This is a genomic window from Pseudomonas sp. OST1909, from assembly GCF_015277575.1.
Classification (GTDB): domain Bacteria; phylum Pseudomonadota; class Gammaproteobacteria; order Pseudomonadales; family Pseudomonadaceae; genus Aquipseudomonas; species Aquipseudomonas synxantha_A.
The window spans coordinates 4,858,908-4,881,120 of sequence record NZ_CP063780.1; the positions used below are offsets into that span (position 1 = coordinate 4,858,908).

Consider the following 22,213-nt stretch of genomic DNA (forward strand, 5'->3'; position numbering starts at 1 on the left):
GAATTTATTAGGGAGGCGCACCGCATTATTTTTTCGCGGCAAACAGCGCGTCGAGCTTCTGCTCGAAGGTGTGGTAGTCGATGCGATCGTAGAGCTCCATGCGCGTTTGCATGGTGTCGATCACGTTCTGTTGGGTGCCGTCGCGACGGATCGCGGTGTAGACGTTCTCGGCAGCCTTGTTCATGGCACGGAAGGCCGAGAGCGGGTACAGCACAATGGAAACATCCGCAGATTTCAACTGTTCGGTGGTGTACAGCGGCGTCGCGCCGAACTCGGTAATGTTAGCCAGGATCGGCGCCTTTACGCGGGAAGCGAACAGCTTGTACATCTCGAGCTCGGTGATGGCTTCCGGGAAGACCATGTCGGCACCGGCTTCGATACACGCGGCGGCACGTTCAAGGGCAGACTCCAGGCCCTCGACCGCCAGGGCGTCGGTGCGCGCCATGATCACGAAGCTGTCATCGGTACGCGCATCCACGGCAGCCTTGATGCGGTCGACCATTTCCTGCTGCGACACGATCTCTTTATTGGGGCGATGCCCGCAGCGCTTGGCGCCGACCTGGTCTTCGATATGGATGGCGGCGGCGCCGAACTTGATCATCGACTTGACGGTGCGCGCCACGTTGAATGCCGAGGAGCCGAAACCAGTGTCCACGTCCACCAGCAGCGGCAGGTCGCAGACGTCGGTAATGCGGCGCACGTCGGTGAGTACGTCATCCAGGCCGGTAATACCCAGGTCCGGCACGCCGAGCGAGCCGGCGGCAACCCCGCCACCCGACAGGTAAATAGCCTTGAAGCCGGCGCGCTTGGCCAACAACGCGTGGTTGGCATTGATTGCACCAACAACTTGCAAAGGCTGTTCGCTGGCGACTGCGTCACGGAAACGCTGGCCGGGAGTGCTGTTGTTATTACTCATGACTCACCTCGTGATGAAGGAGCGCCGTCCGGGAAGTGACGGGCGATGTTGCGTTTAGAGGCGCCGATATGCCGGCGCATCAACAGTTCGGCCAGTTCACCATCGCGATCGGCAATCGCGTCGAGAATGCGGTGGTGTTCGGCAAAGGCCTGGCGTGGACGATTGGGGGTGGCGGAAAACTGGATGCGGTACATGCGCACCAGTTGGTACAGCTCGCCGCAGAGCATTTGGGTCAGGGTGCGGTTACCGGCGCCCTGGATAATCCGATAATGAAAGTCGAAGTCGCCTTCCTGCTGGTAATAGCCGACACCGGCCTGGAACGCGGCATCGCGCTCATGGGTGTGCAATACCTGGCGCAGCTCTTCGATTTCCGCGTCGGTCATGCGCTCGGCGGCGAGGCGGCAGGCCATGCCTTCCAGGGACTCGCGGATCTCATAGAGTTCAATCAGCTCGGCGTGGCTCAACGACACAACCCGTGCGCCAACGTGAGGCACGCGCACCAGCAGGCGCTGGCCTTCCAGGCGGTGGATCGCCTCGCGCAGCGGGCCGCGGCTGATGCCGTAGGTACGCGCCAGTTCCGGCTCGGAAATCTTGCTGCCGGGGGCAATTTCACCTTTGACGATGGCGGCTTGGATACGCCGGAAGACGTTCTCGGACATGGTTTGGGAATCGTCTGACGCCGCTATCGGAATTTCCGCCTGATCCAGCATATTGTCGACACCTTTAAAAGCAATGCCGCAAAAACTAGCTAACTACCCCTTAACAGTCAAAGAATAAATACACATTGTCGACAATCGTCTAATACGCCTGAATAACCCATCCAAGGCATGGCCGCCTGCCAGCGCTGGCGCCAAAAAAGCATCATGTTAGAATGCCCGGCGTATTTGCCTGACATCCCTGGATGAAACGGCGCACGAGGGAGTTTGCGCAGCAATGCCAGTCGCCTTGAATTGAACATCGCACGGCACCGCCTCAGGATTTATGAGACTCAAGCCCTTCCCCCTGTTTATTTGCCTACTGTTGCTGTCCAGCCTTGGCTTCGCCGCCGAGAAAACGGTGTATGGCCTCAATGAATACGCCAAGCTGGACGGTATCGACCTGGAAGTCGCGGCCAAGCTCGACACCGGCGCCAAGACCGCCTCGTTGAGCGCCCGCGATATAAAGCGCTTCAAGCGCAACGGCGAAACCTGGGTACGCTTCTACCTGGCCATCGACACCGCCCACTCCCACCCCATCGAACTGCCCCTGGCCCGCGTCAGCAAGATCAAGCGCCGCGCCGGCGACTACGACCCCGATGAGGACAAGAACTACACCGCCCGTCCGGTGGTTGCCCTGGATATCTGCATGGGCACTGCTTTACGCAGCATCGAAGTGAACTTGACTGACCGCAGCAGCTTCCAATACCCGCTGCTGATCGGCTCCGAAGCGCTGAAACGCTTTGATGCGCTGGTCGACCCCAGTCTTAAATATGCAGCAGGCAAACCCGCCTGCGTCGCCGACGCTCATACCGCCGAGTAAACCGAATGCGCTCTCTGACCCTGCACCTGAAAATCCTGATCACCTTCCTGGTGGTGCTCGGCATTTCGGTCACCGCCTATCAGATTTTCGTGCTGGGGATCCCCGTGACCGAGGATGCCACCGACGACTTGTGGAACATCGACGCCAAGGTCGAGTTCGTCGCCAACCCCAAGGACCCGGTCAAGATCCAGATGTTCGTGCCGCCTCTGAGCCGCGACTTCGTCAGCCTTAATGAAAGCTTTATCTCCAACAACTATGGAGTCAGCGTCAACCGCATCGACGGCAACCGCAAGGTCACCTGGTCAGCGCGCCGGGCCAAGGGTAACCAGACCCTGTATTACCGACTGGTGCTGACCAAGCGTTACAGCGGCGAAAAGATCAAGATCAAGGGCCCGACCTTCCGCGACAGCATCGCCGTGGAAGGCCCGGAAAAAATCGCCGCCGAAGCCTTGCTGGCGCCGATCCGCCAGCACTCGGCCGACGTCGAGACCTTTATCAGCGAAGCCATCAAGCGCACCAACAACCTCAACGACGACAATGTGAAGCTGCTGCTGGCCGGCGACCCGTCGACGCCGCACAAGGCCAGGATCGTCGAGCTGCTGCTGTCCATTGCCCATGTGCCGGTGGAGAAAGTCCACACCATCCGCCTGGTAGCCGACCAGCCGCAAACCCCGGAGCTGTGGCTGCGCAGCTTCAACGGCAACGACTGGCTGTACTTCAACCCGGAGACCGGTGAACAGGGCCTGCCCGCCGACCGCCTGCTGTGGTGGACCGGCGATGAAAACCTGATCACGGTCGATGGCGGCAAGAAGGCCATGGTGACCTTCAGCCTCAACAACAGCGAAATGAACGCGATTCGCCTGGCCAAGCTGACCGACGAAAACACCGACGCCAACTTCCTCGAATACTCTCTGTACGGCCTGCCGCTGCAAACCCAGCAGACCTTCATGATCATGGTGATGATCCCGATTGGCGTGCTGGTGATTCTGATCCTGCGCAACCTGATCGGCCTGCAGACCCTGGGCACCTTCACTCCGGTGCTGATCGCCCTGGCGTTCCGCGAGACGCAATTGGGCTTCGGCATTGTGCTGTTCACGATTATCACGGCACTGGGGCTGTCACTCAGGTCGTATCTGGAACATTTGAAACTGCAGATGCTGCCGAGGCTGTCGGTGGTGCTGACCTTCGTGGTGGTGCTGATCGCCGCCATCAGCCTGTTCAGCCATAAGCTGGGGCTGGAGCGTGGCTTGTCGGTGGCGCTGTTCCCGATGGTGATCCTGACCATGACCATCGAACGCCTGTCGATTACCTGGGAAGAGCGCGGCGCCAACCATGCACTGAAAGTGGCGATTGGTACCCTGTTCGCCGCCTCGTTGGCCCACCTCATCATGAGCGTTCCGGAGCTGGTTTACTTCGTGTTCACCTTCCCGGCGATCCTGCTGATTCTGGTGGGCTTCATGCTGGCCATGGGTCGTTATCGCGGCTATCGCCTCACCGAGCTGGTGCGTTTCAAGGCATTCCTGAAGGCTGACTCCTGATGTTTGGCTTCTGGAAAACCTGGAAGGCCCTGGAAGCGCGCGGGATCATGGGCATCAATCGGCGTAACGCCGACTACGTGCTCAAGTACAACAAACGCAGCCTGTACCCGATTGTGGATGACAAGATCATCACCAAGGAACGGGCGCTGGCCGCCGGTATCCATGTGCCGGAAATGTACGGGGTGATCTCCACCGAGAAGGAAATCGACAAGCTCGACGAGATCATCGGTGGGCGCAGCGACTTCGTGATCAAGCCCGCCCAGGGTGCCGGCGGCGACGGCATCCTGGTAGTGGCCGACCGGTTTGAAGGACGCTATCGCACGGTGTCCGGCAAGATCATCAGCCATGAAGAGATCGAGCACCAGATTTCCAGCATCCTCACTGGCCTGTATTCACTGGGTGGCCACCGCGACCGGGCGCTGATAGAGTACCGTGTGGTGCCCGACCAGATCTTCAAAAGCATCAGCTACGAGGGTGTGCCGGATATTCGCATTATCGTACTGATGGGCTACCCGGTGATGGCCATGCTGCGCTTGCCGACCCGCCAGTCCGGCGGCAAGGCCAACCTGCACCAGGGCGCGATCGGCGTGGGCGTCGACCTTGCCACTGGCCTGACCCTGCGCGGTACCTGGCTGAACAACATCATCACCAAGCACCCTGACACCACCAATGCGGTCGATGGTGTGCAACTGCCCAACTGGGACGGTTTCATGGCGCTTGCGGCCGGCTGCTATGAGCTGTGCGGGCTGGGCTATATCGGCGTGGATATGGTACTGGACCAGGAAAAAGGCCCGCTGATCCTTGAGTTGAACGCACGGCCTGGGCTGAACATCCAGATTGCCAACGACTGCGGCCTGACTTTGCGCACCCATGCGGTGGAAGCGCGATTGGAAGAACTCAAAGCTGCCGGCGTGACGGAACCCCCGCAAGAGCGGGTGAAGTTCGTGCAGGAGATGTTTGGGCATATACCGCCCGTGGAAGGCTGATCCGGTCTTCAAACTGTCTATCCCCGACATCCCCTCTAGGAGCAAATCCTACAGGGGACTACAATCCCCCTCCCCCGCGCCATTGGCTGATCCAACCCCGCATGTTGACCTGCTCCGTACACCCATTGCCCTACCGGGCCAACCCCGCCGAGTATTTTGCGGCGATTCGCCATGCTCCAGGCGCGGTACTGCTCGACAGCGGCCGGCCGACGGCTGATCGCGGCCGGTATGACCTGCTCAGTGCCTGGCCCGAAGCGAAATTGACGGTAGGGCCGGACGAAAGCGGCGGTGATTTCCTGCAACGCTTGCGGAAAAACCTCGCGCGATTGGGTGAAGCCGCAATCCCCGCCGATTTACAGTTGCCGTTCGCCGGAGGCTTGATCGGCTACCTGAGCTACGACTTCGGCCGGCACCTTGAGAACATGCCGCACCTGGCAGTGGATGACCTGCACCTGCCAGACGCGCGCTTCGGGCTGTACGCCTGGGCGCTGATCAGCGACCACCAGGCCCGGAGCAGCCAACTGGTGTTTCATCCCACGCTGGCCGATAGCGAACGACAACGGTTGATCGCGCTGTTCAGCCACGGGACTGTCGACACCTCTGCGACGTTCAAACTCCAGGGCCCGATGGCACCCGACCTCACCGCAGAGGCCTACCGCCAAGCCATCGCGCGTATCCAGGATTACATCCAGGCCGGCGACTGCTATCAGGTCAACTTTGCCCAGCGCTTTCGCGCACCCTGCATGGGGGATCCCTGGGCAGCCTATTGCGCCCTGCGAGAAGCCTGCCCCACGCCGTTTTCCGGGTTCCAGAGCTTGCCCGATGACGGTGCGGTACTGAGCCTGTCACCGGAACGCTTTGTGCGCATCAGCGAACGCCAGGTCGAGACCCGCCCGATCAAGGGCACCCGCCCTCGCGGCGTAACACCTGCAGAAGACGCCGCCAACGCCGCCGAATTGCTCGCCAGCCCCAAGGATCGCGCAGAAAACCTGATGATCGTCGACCTGCTGCGCAACGATCTCGGTCGCAATTGCCGCATAGGCTCGGTGAAAGTGCCGGAACTGTTCAGCCTGGAAAGCTACCCCAACGTGCACCACCTGGTGAGCAGTGTCACCGGTGTACTGGCCGACGACAAAGACGCCCTCGACCTGATCGCCGGCAGCTTCCCCGGCGGCTCCATCACCGGCGCGCCGAAGATCCGCGCGATGCAGATCATCGACGAGCTTGAGCCCACCCGCCGCGGGCTGTACTGCGGCTCGCTGGTGTACCTGGACGTGCGCGGCGAGATGGACAGCTCCATCGCCATCCGCAGTTTGCTGGTCAAGGACGGGCAGGTGTGTTGCTGGGGTGGCGGTGGGATTGTGGCGGATTCGCAGTGGCAGGCGGAGTATCAGGAGTCGCTGACGAAGGTGCGGGTGTTGTTACAGACTTTGGAAAGTTTGTAGGGGCTGTACCGGCCCTATCGGGGGCAAGCCCCCTCCCACCTTCGACCGCGCCGCGATCAAAGGTGGGAGCTGGCTTGCCTGCGATGGGGCAATCAGTCGCGCCGCATAACTTACAGGCTCAACTGCCGATTCGACGCCTTGATAAACTCTTTCTTCAAGTCTTCAAAGGTGTGCACCGCCGGGAACTGCGGGAATTCGCGAATCACATTCTCCGGCGCATGGAACAGGATCCCACGATCAGCTTCACCCAGCATGGTGGTGTCGTTGTACGAGTCACCGGCAGCGATCACGCGGTAGTAGAGGCTTTTGAATGCCAATACCGACTGGCGCTTGGGGTCTTTCTGGCGCAACTGGTAGCTCACCACCCGATCATTTTCATCAGTGATCAAGCGGTGGCACAGCAAGGTCGGGAAACCCAGCTGGCGCATCAGCGGTTGGGAGAATTCGTAGAAGGTGTCGGACAGGATGACCACCTGGAAGCGTTCGCGCAGCCAGTTGACGAACTCGACGGCCCCGTCCAACGGTTTGAGCGTAGCAATCACCGCCTGGATATCGGCCAGTTTGAGCCCGTGTTCGTCGAGAATGCGCAGGCGCTGCTGCATCAGCACGTCATAATCGGGAATGTCGCGGGTGGTGGCGCGCAGGGATTCAATACCGGTTTTTTCGGCGAAGGCGATCCAGATTTCCGGAACCAGCACCCCTTCCAGGTCAAGACAGGCAATTTCCACAAGACACTCCATTGGATTTATTAGTTGAGCGGGCAAAAGGACTGCCGAACTCTAGCGACTCAAGCACGCCGCCGCAACGCACGGCAGATTTTGATACCATCGCCGCCTATAGAGCGCTCAGCGCCACTGACCTGTAGGAACCGTCCTGATGAACCAAGCCTTCGACGTCGCTGAACTCGCCGCGACTTATGCCAACAAGTCTGCCCAGGATATTCTCAAGCTGGCGTTCAGCCAGTTCGGCGATGACCTGTGGATTTCCTTCAGCGGTGCCGAGGATGTGGTGCTGGTGGACATGGCCTGGAAGCTGAACAAGAACGTCAAGGTATTCAGCCTTGACACTGGCCGTCTGCACCCGGAAACCTACCGGTTTATCGAGCAGGTCCGTGAGTTCTACAAGATCGATATCGAACTGATCTCGCCGGACCAGAGCAAGCTGGAACCCTTCGTCAAGGAAAAGGGCCTGTTCAGCTTCTATAAGGACGGCCATGGCGAATGCTGCGGCATCCGCAAGATCGAACCGCTGCGCCGCAAGCTCGCCGGTGTGAGTGCCTGGGCCACCGGCCAGCGCCGCGACCAGAGCCCCGGCACCCGCAGCCAGGTGGCTGCGCTGGAAATCGACACGGCTTTCTCCACCCCGGAACGTACCCTGTACAAGTTCAACCCGCTGGCGCAGATGACCAGCGAAGAGGTGTGGGGTTATATCCGCATGTTGGAGTTGCCTTACAACAGCCTGCATGAGCGCGGCTTTATCAGCATCGGCTGCGAGCCCTGCACCCGCCCGGTATTGCCTAACCAGCATGAGCGCGAAGGCCGCTGGTGGTGGGAAGAAGCCACGCAGAAGGAATGCGGGCTGCATGCGGGGAATATCATCAGCAAGGCCTGAGGCCAGAAAGTTGATGCGGTAAAAAATGTGGGAGGGGGCTTGCTCCCGATAGCGGTGGGTCAGCCACAGATTTGCTGGCTGACACACCGCTATCGGGAGCAAGCCCCCTCCCACACTTGTTTTGTGTATAGCTTAAAAATGTACACAACTATGTAACTATCGGTGCCATTTTTGTGTGCAGCTTAAGCTTCAGCGCACCAAAACGTAACATCCCTCTTTGTTGATTTACTCGTATACGAATTTCGCCATTCCCGATTAAAAAATAAATACCTGTTCAAGCGGTCAACTTATATTGCTTGTAATTCAGCAATTTATTTAACACTCCTATAAAAACGAAATTAACACTGCTTTTCATATATTGAAAACTGGCACGCATGTGGCTTAGTGAAAAGTACGCTTTGTATACAATCAATACAAAACCTACATACACTTTGCCATCCGCCGCTTTGCTGCCGATGCGCTGGAGCCTGCCGGAATGCGTACAAGTCTTTCGAGCAATATCGCGCTGGATCTGCCCTCCTCCACCCTCCACCCCGAGGCTGCAAGCCCCGGCCCACTGGTCCTCAGCCCGCGCCTGCACAACAAGGACCTGGCCCCCACCAAAATCGAGGGCCGACGCTGGGGGCGCTATAGCATCTTTGCGCTGTGGACCAATGACGTGCACAACATCGCCAACTATTCGTTTGCCATCGGCTTATATGCATTGGGCTTGGGCGGCTGGCAAATATTGCTGTCCCTGGGGATCGGCGCGGCGCTGGTGTACTTCTTCATGAACTTGTCGGGGTACATGGGACAGAAGACCGGTGTGCCGTTTCCCGTGATCAGCCGCATCAGTTTCGGTATCCATGGGGCGCAGATTCCAGCATTGATCCGGGCGGTGATTGCGATTGCCTGGTTTGGTATCCAGACGTACCTGGCATCGGTGGTTTTCCGCGTATTGCTGACGGCGATTCATCCGGGTTTTGCCGATTATGACCACAACTCGATCCTGGGCCTGTCGAGCCTGGGCTGGGCATGTTTTGTCGCGATCTGGCTGGTGCAGTTGGTGATCCTCGCCTATGGCATGGAAATGGTACGCCGCTATGAGGGCTTCGCCGGGCCGGTGATTTTGCTCACGGTGGCTGCGTTGGCCGGCTGGATGTACTTCCAGGCGGGCGGACATATCGCCTGGTCGATCCGTGAACCGCTGAGCGGCGGCGAGATGTGGCGCAATATCTTTGCCGGTGGCGCGCTGTGGCTGGCGATCTACGGCACCTTGATCCTCAACTTTTGCGACTTCGCCCGCTCTTCGCCCTGCCGCAGGACCATCCAGGTCGGCAATTTCTGGGGCCTGCCGGTGAATATCCTGGTGTTTGCCGCCATTACCGTGCTGCTGTGCGGCGGCCAGTTCCAGCTCAATGGCCGAGTGATCGAGAGCCCGACCGAAATCATCGCGGCAATCCCCAATACCTTCTTCCTGGTGCTCGGTTGCCTGGCCTTCCTGATCGTTACCGTGGCGGTGAACATCATGGCCAACTTCGTCGCCCCGGCCTTTGTGCTGAGCAACCTGGCGCCCAAGTACCTGAACTTTCGCCGCGCCGGGTTGATCAGCGCCTTCGTGGCGGTGCTGATACTGCCGTGGAATCTCTACAACAGCCCGCTGGTGATTGTGTACTTCCTTTCTGGCCTGGGCGCGCTGCTGGGGCCGTTGTACGGGGTGATCATGGTCGATTACTGGCTGATCCGTAAAAGCCGGGTGGACGTGCCGCAGCTGTATAGCGAAGACCCCAATGGCGTTTATTACTACAGCCGGGGGGTGAATATGCGCGCCGTGGCGGCGTTTATTCCTGCCGCAGTGATCGCGATCCTGCTGGCGCTGTTGCCAGGGTTTGCCAGCGTTTCACCGTTTTCCTGGCTGTTCGGCGCCGGCATCGCAGGGTTGCTGTACATGCTGATCGCCAAGCGTCAGCCGGTTTACGCCGATGTCAGCGGCGAAAGCATTGCCGTCGATAACGTCAGTCATTGAATAGGGACATTTCATGCGCATCCTCGTCGTCAACGTCAACACCACTGAATCGATCACCGACACCATCGCTCAGCAAGCGCGGGCCGTGGCGTCACCGGGCACCGAGATAGTCGGCCTCACGCCCTACTTCGGCGCCGAGTCAGTGGAGGGCAATTTTGAAAGTTACCTGGCGGCCATCGCCGTCATGGACCGGGTCATGGCCTACGACCAGCCGTTTGATGCGGTGATCCAGGCCGGCTATGGCGAGCATGGCCGTGAAGGCTTGCAGGAATTACTCAATGTGCCGGTGGTTGATATCACCGAAGCGGCGGCCAGCACCGCGATGTTCCTGGGGCATGCCTACTCGGTGGTCACAACCCTGGACCGCACCGTGCCACTGATTGAAGACCGACTGAAACTCGCCGGCCTGTACCAGCGCTGTGCTTCGGTGCGCGCCAGCGGCATGGCGGTGCTGGAGCTGGAAGCAGACCCGCTGGCCGCTATGGAGGCCATTGTGCAGCAGGCGGAACTGGCGATTCACGACGACAAGGCCGAAGTGATCTGCCTGGGCTGCGGCGGCATGGCCGGGCTGGATGAGCAGATTCGCAAACGCACCGGAGTGCCGGTGGTGGACGGGGTGACGGCGGCGGTGATGGTTGCCGAATCGTTGGTGAGGTTGGGGTTGTCGACATCCAAAGTCAGGACGTATGCGCAGCCAAGACCCAAGAAGATCATTGGTTGGCCCGGCAAGTTCGGCCACTGAAGATCAAATGTGGGAGGGGGCTTGCTCCCGATAGCGGTGTATCAGCCAGCTTATCTATAGCTGGCCCACCGCAATCGGGAGCAAGCCCCCTCCCACATTTTGATCACAAGGTTTTAGATTGCGCTGAATCTTTGGCCTAACTGCTGCTCGGCAAACTGCTCGATGATGAAATCCACAAACGCCCGAGTCTTGCCTGGCAGCAGTTTATGTTCGGCGTAGTAGATGCAAATATTGCCGTCGTTCACATACCAATCCGGCAATACCCGCAGCAACTTGCCGCTCGCCAGCCAGGGTACGGCAAACGGCATGCTCACCAGTGCAATGCCCAGGCCCTGTTCGGCGCAGATGCAGGCGGCCTGCGAGTCGCTCATGGTCATGCGCGGCTTGAGACTCAGCGGGCCGTGCTCGCCATTGCGATGAGTCAGTTGCCAGGAGCGCACTCGCCCGGTTTGCGGTGAGCGAATCAGGATGCCGTCGCAGTGCTCCAGGTCTTCTGGCTGCAACACCGCTGGGCGTGCCGCCAAATAGTCAGGCGATGCCACCAACACGCGGTGAGCCGGCGTCAGCTTGCGTGCCACGACGCCTTGGGGCAGCTCAAAGCCGCCGCCAAGGGCCGCGTCGAAGCCCTGGCCAATCAGATCGACCTGGCGATTGTCGAAATGCCAATCCGGGCTGATATCGGGGTAGCGTTTCAGAAACTCCCCCAGCAGCGGCACGATATACATACAGCCGACCACCGTGCCCATGCTGACCTTGAGCGTGCCCACCGGTCGCCCTTCGGCGCTGGCCAGGTTGGCCACGGCATTCTGGATAGTGGTGAGGCTGGCGCTGACCTCTTCCAGAAATAACTTGCCGGCTTCAGTCAACGTAAGCCGCCGAGTGCTGCGCTGAAACAGCCGCACACCCAGGCGCGCTTCCAGTTTGGCGACACTTTTGCCTACGGCTGCGGGCGTCAGGCTCAAGTGCCGGGCCGCCTCGGCAAAGCTGCCACCCTCGGCGCTGCGCACGAAGCATTCGATACTGCCAAAGCTCTCCATATCGGCCACTCTAAACTTTTGGTTTACACAGACTATAGCAATCACGGTCTACCGGCGTGCCGGAGGCAGGTCGATACTCAGCCCATCAACTACTTGGAGATCGACATGACCACACAAAACCTCACCGGCAAAGTCGCCCTGATTCAAGGCGGTTCCCGCGGCATCGGTGCCGCCATCGTCAAGCGCCTCGCCGCGCAGGGTGCAGCTGTCGCCTTTACCTACGTCAGCTCGGCCGCCAAGGCCCAGGCCTTGCAACACGACGTGATCAACGAAGGCGGCAAAGCCCTGGCGATTCAAGCCGACAGCGCCGATGCCACGGCAATTCGCAATGCCGTCAACGCCACGGTCGATGCGTTTGGGCGCCTGGATATCCTGGTGAACAACGCAGGCGTGCTGGCCATCGCGCCGCTGGAAGACTTCAAGCTGGAGGACTTCGACCAGACCCTGGCAATCAACGTGCGCAGCGTATTTATCGCCACCCAGGAAGCCGCCAGGCACATGGGCGAAGGTGGCCGTGTGATCAATATCGGCAGCACCAACGCCGAGCGTATGCCATTTGGCGGTGGCGGGCCTTATGCGATGAGCAAGGCTGCGCTGGTAGGGTTGACCAAGGGTTTGGCGCGGGATCTGGGGCCACGGGGTATCACCATCAACAACGTGCAGCCCGGGCCGGTGGATACCGATATGAACCCGGCGAACAGTGAGTTTGCCGAAAGCTTGATCGGGTTGATGGCGGTGGGCAGGTATGGGCACGTGGAGGAGATTGCCAGCTTTGTGGCGTATCTGGCCGGGCCGGAAGCCGGGTATATCACGGGCGCCAGCCTGACCATCGATGGTGGTTTCAGCGCATAACCCAATGTGGGAGGGGGCTTGCTCCCTCCCACATTTTGCCCTGTGTTGGGTCAGGACATAGGTGGCAAACCATAGGCCGCCAGATCAAAATCCGCGAGCTTGCGGATAATCTGGTCGGCATGTTGGTACTTGCTGTCCGCCATGGCCTCATCGGGCACGGCGATGGCGGTCATGTTGGCAGCCTTCGCCGCAGTCACGCCGAACGGCGAATCTTCGAACACCAGGCAATCCTCAGGCGCCACACCCAGACGGCGCGCAGCCGTGAGGAAGATATCCGGCGCCGGCTTGGCCGCACCGACTTCCGGGTCGTCGGCAGTGACGATGGTGTCGAACAGGCCAAACCATTCGCGGTGCAAGGTGGTCTTGTGGCCAAACGAGTTACGCGATGAACTGGTGCCCACCGCAATTGGGATATTGTGCGCCTTCAAGTGCCGCACCAACGCCTCGGCGCCCGGCATACCCAGGGCCTTGGGAAAGCGCTCGCTCATCAACGGCTCGCGAATTTCCAGAAACTCGGCGGGCGTGATCGGTAACTCCAGCGCCTTGACCACGTAATCGGCCAGATCCTGAGCGCCTCGCCCGATGATGTGCTGCTTGATCCCCCAGTCATAGGTACGGCCATAGCGCTCGGCGATGATCTGCGTGACTTCGGTGTAGATGCCTTCGGTATCCAGCAACAACCCGTCCATATCGAAAATCACGGCTTTGATCGGGACAGCGGTACGCGGTGCATTCATCACGACACAACCTTGGGGCAAGGACTAAATGGATTCAGCACAATAACGGCCACCCTTGCCGGCGAGCAACCCTTTAGACTGTTTGCCCCTCCATTCGAAGTGCCCACAATGCTCTACCGACTCGTCGCCGACGGCCTCGTGCTGTTTCACCTGACCTTTATCCTGTTCGTACTGTTCGGTGGCCTGCTCGCCCTGAAATGGCCCAGGGTAATGTGGCTGCACTTGCCCGCCGTGGCCTGGGGGATCGCGGTAGAGGTGCTGCACCTGCCCTGCCCGCTCACCCGCTGGGAAAACCTGTTTCGTCACCTGGCCGGGCAGGACGGTTATGGCGGCGGGTTTATCGAGCACTACATCCTGACGCTGATCTACCCCGCCGGGCTGACGGCGAATATTCAACTGCTGCTGGGGGCGGTGGTGATATTGATCAACGCCGTGGTGTATGGACGGTTGATCCGGAGTTTGCTGGCACGCAGAAGCGCATAACCTTCAGACCCGAGCTTGATCGCCTGGGCGCACGCACAAGCCTGAACATGAAACCTGGGCAGATTGTTTTCAATCTGCCAACCGAGCGCTTAAAGTGTCGCCCCCTCGGGAATTGAATCTTGAGGTTGAGTCCATGGAGTTTCAAGTGAAATACGTCATTAAAGCAGTTGCAGCAGCCGTTCTTGGTTTCACCCTGGCAGGTTGCACCGGCACCGCCATGAAAACCCCGCAATACGACGCCAGCCAATACACCGTCATCGGCCACAGCGAAGCCAGCGCCACCGGCATCATGCTGCTGGGCATCATCCCAATCGGCCAGAACAACCGTTTCGTACGCGCCCAGAATGCAGCCATCAAAGCCAAAGGCGGCGACGCGCTGATCAACACCCAAGTGCAAGAAAAGTGGTTCTGGGCCTGGGTATTGAACGGCTACACCACCAAGATTTCCGGTGATGTGATCAAGCTGAAAACCGCGCAATAAAGTATGAAACTGCCAGGGCGCTGACCCCGGCAAGCGACGTATCATGGGCCTGACCTTCGAGGATGGCCCATGAACCTCAGCATCATTTACGCCCTCGTAGCCGCCGCCCTGTTTGGCGCCAGCACTCCGCTCGCCAAAAGCCTCGGCCTGGGCCTGGGCCTCTCGCCTATATTGCTGGCCGGCCTGCTTTACCTGGGCAGCGGCATTGGCCTTGCCGGCGTACGTCTGATCCGTGATCGCGGCTGGAAACCCACCGGGTTGACCCCATCGCAATGGCCCTGGCTGCTCGGCGCCATCGCCTTCGGCGGCATCCTAGGCCCCGTCGCCCTCATGTTCGGCCTGATTCGCACCGCTGGCGCCACCGCCTCGTTGATGCTCAACCTCGAATCAGTGCTCACCGCCGTGATCGCCTGGGTCGTATTCAGAGAAAACGCAGATCGGCGCATCGTGCTCGGCATGGTCGCCATTGTGCTGGGCGGCGTGGTGTTGTCATGGACGGGCGCCGGCGGCGGCGGCCAGGACTGGACCGGGCCGCTCGCCATTGCGCTGGCGTGTTTGTGCTGGGGGATAGATAACAACCTGACGCGCAAGGTGTCGGCGTCTGACGCGCTCTTTATCGCCGGTGCCAAAGGTTTGATTGCGGGGCTGGTGAATTGCGGTTTGGCGCTTTACCTCGGGGCGCGGATTCCGGGCGTGGCGCAATTGGCGCCGATCCTGGTGGTGGGGTTCCTCGGCTATGGCATCAGCCTGGTGATGTTCGTGCTGGCGCTACGTGGGCTGGGCAGTGCGCGCACCGGGGCTTATTTCTCCACGGCACCCTTCCTCGGTGCCGCAGTGGCGCTGCTGGTATTTGGCGAGTCGGTGACCGTAGCGTTCTGGATTGCCTCGGCGCTGATGGCCGTAGGCGTGTGGCTGCACCTGACGGAGCGACATGCCCATGAGCATGTGCATGAGGCAACGGAACATGGGCATTGGCATGTGCATGATGAGCATCATCAGCATGAGCATGGGTTTGAGTGGGATCCGGCGCAGCCTCATAGCCATGTGCATGTGCATGCGGTGATGAAGCACAGCCATGCGCATTTTCCGGATGTGCATCATCGGCATAGGCATTGAACGCGGATGCTGGTGGCTTTGGGCAACGTCCTACGCTCCATTCAGAAGCGACAGGCTGCCTTTTTAAAATCGCCACACCTATAGTCTTTCGGTCGCTCACATAGCGACCGGGTTTGGCGACTCGATGACAAGGCGGAACGTAGACGACGTTATTTTCGAGCAACTGACGTTTTTTGACGGCTTAGCGTGAAAAGGCCTCGTTGTATTTATATTTGTCTTGTGGAATCACTCATGAACCAATACATGGCCCTCACCAGCAACGACAGCGCCACACCTGCCCTTTTTGTCGACACCACCGTGCCACTGGAAATACTTCTCGATGCTGCGACCTATCGACTTCGTGCCGTTGCACAAGTCCTTGAGAACCTCGCACTACGCAGTGAGATCAGTAGTGATGCGGTTGTACTCAGTGATTTTGCGTTGCTTTGTTCAATCCCTTTGCGCGACGGCTGCGATTTGCTGGACGTCATAGGAAGGCGAATGGATATGCCAAGCGCATGACCTGATAAAGCTGGACTTTCAAACCCCAGAAATCACAAAACCCCTGGTTTCTCTCGAAACCAGGGGTTTTGTTTACATCGAATTTGGCGGTGAAGGAGAGATTCGAACTCTCGATACAATTTCTTGTATACACACTTTCCAGGCGTGCTCCTTAAGCCACTCGGACACTTCACCGTATCTCGGCAAACCAGTTCAGTCTGTCGAGGCGCGCTAATGTAGTCGAAAGCCTTTCTGATGGCAAAGGTTTTTTTCAGAATTTTCATGCGGTTAGACGGTTATGCCGTGGCGCGCCTGATAACGGGCGGTGTTTCTGCCATTCTTGGGCAGGCCCGGCACCAGTTTTGCGGGACTGCTGCGCTGTGCCGCGGGGCGTCTACCCTTGGGGATTGAGGAAAAGCCTGACCGGGTAGTCAGTCACGGCGCTTTACCCAGGCGGGCGCGGTGGGTAACGTCTGCTGCATTCTCTCTATAACAAGCCCTACAAGGAACCGCGTCATGAGTGAGTTGATTGCCTACCATTTCGAAGACGGTATCGCGACCCTGACCTTGAGCAACGGCAAGGTCAATGCCATTTCTCCGGCGGTGGTCAGCGAATTCAACGCTGCGCTGGATCAGGCCGAGAAAGATCGGGCAGTGGTGATCATCACGGGTACGCCGGGAATTTTGTCGGGTGGCTATGATTTGAAGGTGATGACCGCCGGCCCTAAAGAGGCGATCAGCCTGGTGACGTCGGGCTCGACCCTGGCGCGGCGTTTGTTGGCGCATCCGTTCCCGGTGATCGTGGCGTGCCCTGGGCATGCGGTGGCCAAGGGCGCGTTTTTATTGTTGTCGGCGGATTATCGCATTGGCGTGGAAGGCCCGTTCAGCATTGGTCTGAATGAAGTGGCAATCGGCATGACCATGCATCACGCTGGTATCGAGCTGGCGCGGGATCGTCTGCGCAAGTCGGCATTTCATCGGTCGGTGATCAATGCCGAAATGTTTGATCCGCAAGGCGCCTTGCAAGCAGGCTTCCTCGATAAGGTCGTGGCACCGGAAGAATTGCACGCGGCAGCCCTGGAGGCGGCGCGGCAGTTGAAGAAGATCAACATGAACGCTCACAAGCACACCAAGTTAAAAGTGCGCCGGGCGCTGCTGGAGGCTCTGGACGAAGCAATCATCCAGGATCAAGGCCATAACCTGAGTTAACTCCTACGCCTGCTTTATCAAAGCCCGATCTAGTATCGGGCTTTTTCTTACAAATAAACCCGAAACATCTGTAGCCGCTCTGGGCAGCCGCTACTGGCATGCGTAGAAACATACGCTTAAACATCGCCTATCTCCTACATCTGTGGGGCAATTGCCCAATACAGTGCACATCCGTACACTGCGCCACCTTTTGTTCCGATGGGCCGTTTCGATGCTTTTTCTGTTACGTATGTTGTTGATGGGCCTGCACTTTATGATCGCCGGGGTATTGGGCGTACTTTTAGGGGTATGCCGGCCATTCAATCCGGACAACAGCCGCCTCTGCGCCCGCCTTTACGCATTGCCAGCCATGTGGATCTTGCGCCTGAAGGTGAGGACGGATGTCGACTCGCTGCGCAACAAACCCGGCACCTGTGTGGTGATCGCCAACCACCAGTCCAACTACGACCTGTTTGTACTTGGCAATGTAGTGCCGCACCGCACCGTATGCATCGCCAAGAAAAGCCTGAAATGGGTGCCGCTGTTCGGCCAGTTGTTCTGGCTGGCGGGCAATGTGCTGATCGACCGTGGCAATGCACACAAGGCGCGGCGTGCCATGCTCACCACCACCCAGACCTTGCAACACAAGGACACGTCGATCTGGGTGTTCCCGGAGGGTACGCGCAACCTGGGTAAAGGGCTGTTGCCGTTCAAGAAAGGTGCGTTTCATATGGCGATTGCGGCCGGCGTGCCTATCGTGCAGGTGTGTGTCAGCAATTATGTAACGCAGATGCAGCTCAACCGCTGGAACAGCGGGGAATTGCTGATACGGTCGTTGCCGCCGATTCCTACCACTGGCATGACGGTAGATGACATCCCTCAATTGATGCTGGACTGTCACGCGCAAATGACCGCATGCATTGAAACAATGGACCGTGAACTTGCAGGAGCGAGCTTGCTCACGAAAACCGTGTAAGCGACGCGAGTCATCTGATAGCGCTGCGTCATCGTTGATGATCTTCGCGAGCAAGCTCGCTCCTGCAAGGGAATGGGCAATGTCAGTCAGCAACAACGGAACGCCATTCAGGCTAAGCTGCCCAACATCTGTCCTCTTATAAGAAGTGATCAGCACCATGGGTAGAGTTGTTGCGGCGGCCGTCTACAGCGCCGGAAAAAAAGTCTCGGATATCACCCTCGATGAAGGCGCGGCCTGGGCAGCCAAGCCCGGTCACTTTGTGTGGATCGGCCTGGAAGAGCCCAGCGCCCAGGAATTGAACAACCTGCAACACCAGTTCAACCTGCATGAACTGGCGATTGAAGACGCCATGGAAAAACACAGCCGCCCGAAGCTGGAAACCTTCGGCGATGCGCTGTTTATCGTCACCTACTCACCGGTGCGCGAGAACGGCAAGCTGGAGTTTATCGAAACCCATATTTTTGCCGGCAACGGCTACATCATCACCGCACGCAACGGTCACTCGGCGTCCTACGGTTTTGTGCGCCAACGCTGTGAGGCGCGGCCGCTGTTGCTGGAGCATGGGGAAGATTTCGTACTCTATGCTCTGCTGGATTTTGTCACCGAAAACTACCAGCCGGTCAGCGAAGCGATCCACGCCGAGATCGATGAGCTGGAGCGCAACGTATTGTGCAGCTCACTCAATGAGCGCGATATCCAGCACCTCCACGGCCTGCGTCGTGACGTGCTGCGGCTCAAGCGTCATGTGGCGCCGATGGTGGAAATCAGCCAGGAGTTGCAGAAGCTGAGCTTCCCGTTTATCGACAAGAACATGCGCCCGTATTTCCGCGATGTGCAAATCCACGTTACGCGGCAGATGGAAGACCTCACCACCCTGCGCGACATTGCCAGCCAGACCATCGAGATCGGTGTGTTGCTGGAGGCGTCGCGCCAGAGCGTGGTGCAGCGCAAGTTCGCCGCGTGGGCGGCGATCCTGGCGTTCCCCACGGCGGTGGCGGGGATCTACGGGATGAACTTTCAGAACATGCCCGAGCTGCAATGGCATTACGGCTATTTTGCGGTGCTCGGGTTTATCGCTGTGGGCTGTGGCGGTTTGTGGGCCAGCTTCAAGCGTTCAGGCTGGCTTTAGGCCGCGGTATCCGGCTTGTGCGCGACAAAGCGCATCATCCACTCCGCCACGGTTGCGCCGTGGTGGTCGCGGTCCAGGCTGGCAACGCCGTTGGTGTAGACCTGTTCCCCCAGGGTTGTTTGAAGAATCTCCAACAACTCGCGGGAATAGTCCTGGACAAATTCGGGGTGCCCCTGAAAGCACAACACCTGGTCACCGATGTGGTAAGCGGCAATCGGGCAAAACTCACTGGAGGCAATGACCGTGGCATTTTCCGGCAAGGTAGTGACCTGATCCTGATGGCTGATCAATAGCGTCAGTTCCGGCACCTGGGGGCTCATCCATGGGGCCTTGGCATCCAGCTTGTAATCATGGATGCCCATTCCCCAGCCTTGGCTCGCGCGTTCAGTCTTGCCACCGAGCAGCAATGCCAGGAGTTGATGACCGAAGCAGATACCCAGCAGCTTGTCGCCACGCTCGTAGCGCTTGAGCACATAGGTCTTGAGGGTCTGGATCCAGGGGTCAGTGCCGAACGAGTCGGCCTTGCTGCCGGTGATCAGGTACGCGTCAAACACCTCGTCATCCGGCGGGTATTCGCCCTGCACCACGTTGTAGACGACAAATTCGGCGGCAATCGGTTGCTTGGCGAACAGGCGCTTGAACATCTGCCCGTAACCTTGGTACTGATCGATCAAGCCTGGACGCAGGATATCGGTTTCCAGGATGCAGACGCGTAGCGACATAAAAAATACCTGACACGGCGATGGGAATATTGCACACCCCAGAGCCTGCCTTGAAATACACCCTCAAGGCAAGCTCCGCTCCCACATTTTGCTCAGCCGAACACTTCGCCCTGTGCCGCTTTCTCCAGCAACAACGCCGGTGGCGAGAAGCGCTCCCCATACTCTTCGGCCAAATAACGAGCGCGGGCGACAAAATCGTTCAGCCCGTATTGGTTGATAAACTGCAGCGCGCCGCCACTCCACGCGGCAAAGCCGATGCCGAAGATCGAACCGACGTTGGCGTCAGCCGTGGACATCAACACGCCCTCCTCCACGCAGCGCACGGTTTCGATGGCCTGGATAAACAGCAAGCGGTCGCGCACGTCCTGGGGTGAAATTCGATTGCCGGGCCGTTCGAACCGGGTTTTCAACTCTGGCCACAGGTGCTTCTGGCCACCGGCGGGGTAATCGTAAAAACCGCCGCCCGCCGCCTTGCCGGTGCGCTTGTATTCATTCACCAGCAAATCAATCACTGCCGTCGCCGGATGGTTCGGCAGGGCCTTGCCTTCGGCCTGCAGATCCTTGGCGGTTTGCTGTCGGATATGGCTCATCAGGCTGAGGGACACTTCATCGGACACCGCCAGCGGCCCCACCGGCATCCCGGCCTTGCGCGCTTCGGTCTCGATCATCGGCGCGGCCACGCCTTCGCCGAGCATGGCAATGCCTTCGTTGGTGAAGGTGCCGAAGACCCGCGAGGTGAAGAAGCCACGGCTGTCGTTGACCACAATCGGGGTTTTCTTGATTTGCAGGACGAAATCGAAACCGCGGGCCAGGGTCTCGTCGCTGGTGTGGGTGCCTTTGATGATTTCCACCAGGGGCATCTTGTCCACGGGGCTGAAGAAGTGCAGGCCGATAAACCTGGATGGGGCCGGCACCGCCGTGGCCAGGCCGCTGATGGGCAAGGTGGAAGTGTTGGAGGCGATCACCGCATCGGCACCGACCACGCTTTGCGCAGCCGCCGTGACCCTGGCCTTGAGTTCGCGCTCTTCGAACACGGCCTCGATGATCAGGTCACAGCCGGCCAGGTCAGCGTCATCCTGCGTAGGGTGAATGCGCGCCAGGATGGCTTCGCGCTGTTCGGCGGTCAATTGCCCACGGCTGACTTTCTTGTCCAGCAAGGCAGAGCTATGGGCTTTGCCTTTTTCGGCGGCGGCGAGATTGATGTCTTTGAGCACCACCTCGACCCCCGCACAGGCACTGACATAGGCGATGCCCGCACCCATCATCCCAGCGCCGAGTACACCGACCTTACGGGTGACGTGAGGGGCAAAACCCTGTGGGCGTGAGCTGCCGGCATTGATTTCATTAAGCTGAAACCAGAAGGTGCCGATCATGTTCTTCGCCACCTGCCCAGTCACCAGTTCGGTGAAGTAGCGGGTTTCGATCAGGTGTGCGGTGTCGAAATCCACTTGGGCACCTTCAACGGCGGCGCAGAGGACTTTCTCCGGTGCCGGGAAGCAGCCATGGGTTTTGCTGCGCAAAATCGACGGGGCAATGGCGAGCATCTGCGCGACTTTGGGGTTGGACGGCGTGCCGCCAGGGATCTGATACCCCTTGTTGTCCCAGGGTTGCCTGGCCTCGGGATTGGCGAGAATCCACGCACGGGATTTGCTCAGCAGTTGCTCGCGATCGGCTGCCAGTTCATCAATCAAGCCGGCTTGCAGGGCCTGGGCTGGCCGGACTTTTTTGCCTTCGAGCAAATACGGCAGGGCTTTTTCCAGGCCCAGCATCCGCACCATGCGCACCACCCCGCCGCCGCCCGGCAACAGGCCAAGGGTGACTTCGGGCAGGCCCAACTGTACGGACTTGTCGTCCAGCGCGACCCGATGATGGCAGGCCAGGCAAATTTCCCAGCCGCCGCCCAAGGCCGCGCCATTGATCGCGGCCACCACCGGCTTGCCGAGGGTTTCCAGGCGGCGTAACTGCGCCTTCAACACCAGCACGCTGTCATGGAAATCCTTGGCGTGGGCCTTGTCGACCTTGATCAGTTCATTGAGATCGCCACCGGCAAAAAAGGTCTTCTTGGCCGAGGTGATCACCACCCCGGCAATCTGGTCCTTCTCTGCTTCCAGGCGCGTGACGGTGGCCGCCATCGCTTCGCGGTAGACGGCGTTCATGGTGTTGGCACTCTGGCCGGGCATGTCCAGGGTCAGTACCACGATCTGGTCCTGGCCTTTTTCGTAACGAATGGCATCGGTCATGACAAATTCCT

General features: G+C 59.2%; 22 protein-coding genes and 1 tRNA gene. 15 read left to right on the forward strand and 8 right to left on the reverse strand.

What is annotated here, in order from left to right:
* Positions 1–25: 25 nt before the first annotated feature.
* Positions 26–916 carry a methylisocitrate lyase gene (prpB, locus tag IH404_RS21040; protein WP_005790406.1) on the reverse strand — a complete coding sequence of 297 codons (891 nt, stop codon included), beginning with the start codon at positions 914–916 and terminating at the stop codon, positions 26–28.
* Complete coding sequence (locus IH404_RS21045) at positions 913–1,626, reverse strand: GntR family transcriptional regulator (protein WP_005790408.1); 714 nt, start codon at positions 1,624–1,626, stop codon at positions 913–915. The genes prpB and IH404_RS21045 overlap by 4 nt, the downstream gene beginning before the upstream one ends.
* 271 nt (positions 1,627–1,897) lie before the next feature.
* Here IH404_RS21045 and IH404_RS21050 point away from each other — a divergent pair, with 271 nt between their 5' ends.
* From IH404_RS21050 to pabB, 4 genes are all read left to right on the forward strand, one after another.
* Positions 1,898–2,434 (forward strand): ATP-dependent zinc protease, encoded by a 537-nt coding sequence (locus tag IH404_RS21050; RefSeq protein WP_005790410.1) that lies wholly within the window; start codon positions 1,898–1,900, stop codon positions 2,432–2,434.
* 5 nt (positions 2,435–2,439) lie between these two features.
* Positions 2,440–3,972 carry an inactive transglutaminase family protein gene (locus IH404_RS21055; RefSeq protein WP_005790411.1) on the forward strand — a complete coding sequence of 511 codons (1,533 nt, stop codon included), beginning with the start codon at positions 2,440–2,442 and terminating at the stop codon, positions 3,970–3,972.
* Entirely contained in the window at positions 3,972–4,958 is a 987-nt protein-coding gene (locus tag IH404_RS21060; RefSeq protein WP_194438940.1) for an alpha-L-glutamate ligase-like protein, read from the forward strand. The genes IH404_RS21055 and IH404_RS21060 overlap by 1 nt, the downstream gene beginning before the upstream one ends.
* Before the next feature lie 101 nt (positions 4,959–5,059).
* Positions 5,060–6,403: an aminodeoxychorismate synthase component I gene (gene pabB, locus IH404_RS21065; protein ID WP_194438942.1), complete on the forward strand. Its 1,344-nt coding sequence runs from the start codon at positions 5,060–5,062 to the stop codon at positions 6,401–6,403.
* A 110-nt stretch (positions 6,404–6,513) separates the two neighbouring features.
* Here pabB and thrH read toward each other — a convergent pair whose 3' ends face one another.
* Complete coding sequence (gene thrH, locus IH404_RS21070) at positions 6,514–7,131, reverse strand: bifunctional phosphoserine phosphatase/homoserine phosphotransferase ThrH (protein ID WP_005790415.1); 618 nt, start codon at positions 7,129–7,131, stop codon at positions 6,514–6,516.
* A gap of 148 nt (positions 7,132–7,279) precedes the next feature.
* On the opposite strand from thrH, the gene IH404_RS21075 reads away from it, so the two are divergent.
* The 3 genes from IH404_RS21075 (at position 7,280) to IH404_RS21085 (ending at position 10,761) form a co-directional block, all read left to right on the forward strand.
* Complete coding sequence (locus tag IH404_RS21075) at positions 7,280–8,014, forward strand: phosphoadenylyl-sulfate reductase (RefSeq protein ID WP_005790417.1); 735 nt, start codon at positions 7,280–7,282, stop codon at positions 8,012–8,014.
* A gap of 475 nt (positions 8,015–8,489) precedes the next feature.
* A complete protein-coding gene (locus IH404_RS21080) occupies positions 8,490–10,019 on the forward strand; it encodes an NCS1 family nucleobase:cation symporter-1 (protein ID WP_194438943.1) in 1,530 nt (509 codons plus the stop codon).
* Between the two features lie 13 nt (positions 10,020–10,032).
* The gene (locus IH404_RS21085; protein ID WP_005790421.1) at positions 10,033–10,761 is read left to right on the forward strand and encodes an aspartate/glutamate racemase family protein; all 729 of its coding nucleotides are present in this window, start codon (positions 10,033–10,035) and stop codon (positions 10,759–10,761) included.
* A 113-nt stretch (positions 10,762–10,874) separates the two neighbouring features.
* Here IH404_RS21085 and IH404_RS21090 read toward each other — a convergent pair whose 3' ends face one another.
* Complete coding sequence (locus IH404_RS21090) at positions 10,875–11,798, reverse strand: LysR family transcriptional regulator (RefSeq protein ID WP_194440701.1); 924 nt, start codon at positions 11,796–11,798, stop codon at positions 10,875–10,877.
* Positions 11,799–11,903: 105 nt separating this feature from the next.
* Between IH404_RS21090 and IH404_RS21095 the strand changes: the two genes are divergently transcribed.
* A complete protein-coding gene (locus IH404_RS21095; RefSeq protein ID WP_005790423.1) occupies positions 11,904–12,650 on the forward strand; it encodes a 3-oxoacyl-ACP reductase family protein in 747 nt (248 codons plus the stop codon).
* Between the two features lie 50 nt (positions 12,651–12,700).
* On the opposite strand, the gene IH404_RS21100 is transcribed toward IH404_RS21095, so the two are convergent.
* Entirely contained in the window at positions 12,701–13,387 is a 687-nt protein-coding gene (locus tag IH404_RS21100; RefSeq protein ID WP_005790426.1) for an HAD-IA family hydrolase, read from the reverse strand.
* A gap of 108 nt (positions 13,388–13,495) precedes the next feature.
* On the opposite strand from IH404_RS21100, the gene IH404_RS21105 reads away from it, so the two are divergent.
* From IH404_RS21105 to IH404_RS21120, 4 genes are all read left to right on the forward strand, one after another.
* Positions 13,496–13,870 carry a DUF2784 domain-containing protein gene (locus IH404_RS21105; RefSeq protein ID WP_005790428.1) on the forward strand — a complete coding sequence of 125 codons (375 nt, stop codon included), beginning with the start codon at positions 13,496–13,498 and terminating at the stop codon, positions 13,868–13,870.
* Positions 13,871–14,015: 145 nt separating this feature from the next.
* Positions 14,016–14,351 (forward strand): hypothetical protein, encoded by a 336-nt coding sequence (locus tag IH404_RS21110; protein ID WP_005790430.1) that lies wholly within the window; start codon positions 14,016–14,018, stop codon positions 14,349–14,351.
* Positions 14,352–14,420: 69 nt separating this feature from the next.
* Positions 14,421–15,467: a DMT family transporter gene (locus IH404_RS21115; protein WP_194438945.1), complete on the forward strand. Its 1,047-nt coding sequence runs from the start codon at positions 14,421–14,423 to the stop codon at positions 15,465–15,467.
* Positions 15,468–15,698: 231 nt separating this feature from the next.
* Complete coding sequence (locus tag IH404_RS21120) at positions 15,699–15,968, forward strand: hypothetical protein (protein ID WP_005790433.1); 270 nt, start codon at positions 15,699–15,701, stop codon at positions 15,966–15,968.
* Between the two features lie 84 nt (positions 15,969–16,052).
* Here the strand turns inward: IH404_RS21120 and IH404_RS21125 are convergent.
* Positions 16,053–16,142, reverse strand: a tRNA-Ser gene (locus IH404_RS21125).
* A gap of 321 nt (positions 16,143–16,463) precedes the next feature.
* Here IH404_RS21125 and IH404_RS21130 point away from each other — a divergent pair.
* From IH404_RS21130 to IH404_RS21140, 3 genes are all read left to right on the forward strand, one after another.
* A complete protein-coding gene (locus tag IH404_RS21130; protein ID WP_057014743.1) occupies positions 16,464–17,156 on the forward strand; it encodes a crotonase/enoyl-CoA hydratase family protein in 693 nt (230 codons plus the stop codon).
* Between the two features lie 211 nt (positions 17,157–17,367).
* A complete protein-coding gene (locus tag IH404_RS21135) occupies positions 17,368–18,111 on the forward strand; it encodes a 1-acylglycerol-3-phosphate O-acyltransferase (protein WP_194438947.1) in 744 nt (247 codons plus the stop codon).
* 157 nt (positions 18,112–18,268) lie between these two features.
* Positions 18,269–19,240, forward strand: coding sequence for a magnesium and cobalt transport protein CorA (locus IH404_RS21140; RefSeq protein ID WP_194438949.1), 972 nt, complete (start codon positions 18,269–18,271; stop codon positions 19,238–19,240).
* On the opposite strand, the gene IH404_RS21145 is transcribed toward IH404_RS21140, so the two are convergent.
* Together IH404_RS21145 and IH404_RS21150 are read right to left on the reverse strand one after the other, a co-directional pair.
* Positions 19,237–19,962, reverse strand: coding sequence for an amidotransferase (locus IH404_RS21145; protein ID WP_005790442.1), 726 nt, complete (start codon positions 19,960–19,962; stop codon positions 19,237–19,239). The genes IH404_RS21140 and IH404_RS21145 overlap by 4 nt on opposite strands.
* Positions 19,963–20,054: 92 nt before the next feature.
* Positions 20,055–22,202: a 3-hydroxyacyl-CoA dehydrogenase NAD-binding domain-containing protein gene (locus tag IH404_RS21150; RefSeq protein WP_194438951.1), complete on the reverse strand. Its 2,148-nt coding sequence runs from the start codon at positions 22,200–22,202 to the stop codon at positions 20,055–20,057.
* Between the last annotated feature and the right edge of the window lie 11 nt (positions 22,203–22,213).

Coding starts and splice junctions, on each gene's coding strand:
- prpB (WP_005790406.1), bottom strand. CDS start 916: ATGAGTAATAACAACAGCACTCCCGGCCAGCGTTTCCGTGACGCAGTC.
- IH404_RS21045 (WP_005790408.1), bottom strand. CDS start 1,626: ATGCTGGATCAGGCGGAAATTCCGATAGCGGCGTCAGACGATTCCCAA.
- IH404_RS21050 (WP_005790410.1), top strand. CDS start 1,898: ATGAGACTCAAGCCCTTCCCCCTGTTTATTTGCCTACTGTTGCTGTCC.
- IH404_RS21055 (WP_005790411.1), top strand. CDS start 2,440: ATGCGCTCTCTGACCCTGCACCTGAAAATCCTGATCACCTTCCTGGTG.
- IH404_RS21060 (WP_194438940.1), top strand. CDS start 3,972: ATGTTTGGCTTCTGGAAAACCTGGAAGGCCCTGGAAGCGCGCGGGATC.
- pabB (WP_194438942.1), top strand. CDS start 5,060: ATGTTGACCTGCTCCGTACACCCATTGCCCTACCGGGCCAACCCCGCC.
- IH404_RS21075 (WP_005790417.1), top strand. CDS start 7,280: ATGAACCAAGCCTTCGACGTCGCTGAACTCGCCGCGACTTATGCCAAC.
- IH404_RS21080 (WP_194438943.1), top strand. CDS start 8,490: ATGCGTACAAGTCTTTCGAGCAATATCGCGCTGGATCTGCCCTCCTCC.
- IH404_RS21085 (WP_005790421.1), top strand. CDS start 10,033: ATGCGCATCCTCGTCGTCAACGTCAACACCACTGAATCGATCACCGAC.
- IH404_RS21090 (WP_194440701.1), bottom strand. CDS start 11,798: ATGGAGAGCTTTGGCAGTATCGAATGCTTCGTGCGCAGCGCCGAGGGT.
- IH404_RS21095 (WP_005790423.1), top strand. CDS start 11,904: ATGACCACACAAAACCTCACCGGCAAAGTCGCCCTGATTCAAGGCGGT.
- IH404_RS21100 (WP_005790426.1), bottom strand. CDS start 13,387: ATGAATGCACCGCGTACCGCTGTCCCGATCAAAGCCGTGATTTTCGAT.
- IH404_RS21105 (WP_005790428.1), top strand. CDS start 13,496: ATGCTCTACCGACTCGTCGCCGACGGCCTCGTGCTGTTTCACCTGACC.
- IH404_RS21115 (WP_194438945.1), top strand. CDS start 14,421: ATGAACCTCAGCATCATTTACGCCCTCGTAGCCGCCGCCCTGTTTGGC.
- IH404_RS21120 (WP_005790433.1), top strand. CDS start 15,699: ATGAACCAATACATGGCCCTCACCAGCAACGACAGCGCCACACCTGCC.
- IH404_RS21130 (WP_057014743.1), top strand. CDS start 16,464: ATGAGTGAGTTGATTGCCTACCATTTCGAAGACGGTATCGCGACCCTG.
- IH404_RS21135 (WP_194438947.1), top strand. CDS start 17,368: ATGCTTTTTCTGTTACGTATGTTGTTGATGGGCCTGCACTTTATGATC.
- IH404_RS21140 (WP_194438949.1), top strand. CDS start 18,269: ATGGGTAGAGTTGTTGCGGCGGCCGTCTACAGCGCCGGAAAAAAAGTC.
- IH404_RS21145 (WP_005790442.1), bottom strand. CDS start 19,962: ATGTCGCTACGCGTCTGCATCCTGGAAACCGATATCCTGCGTCCAGGC.
- IH404_RS21150 (WP_194438951.1), bottom strand. CDS start 22,202: ATGACCGATGCCATTCGTTACGAAAAAGGCCAGGACCAGATCGTGGTA.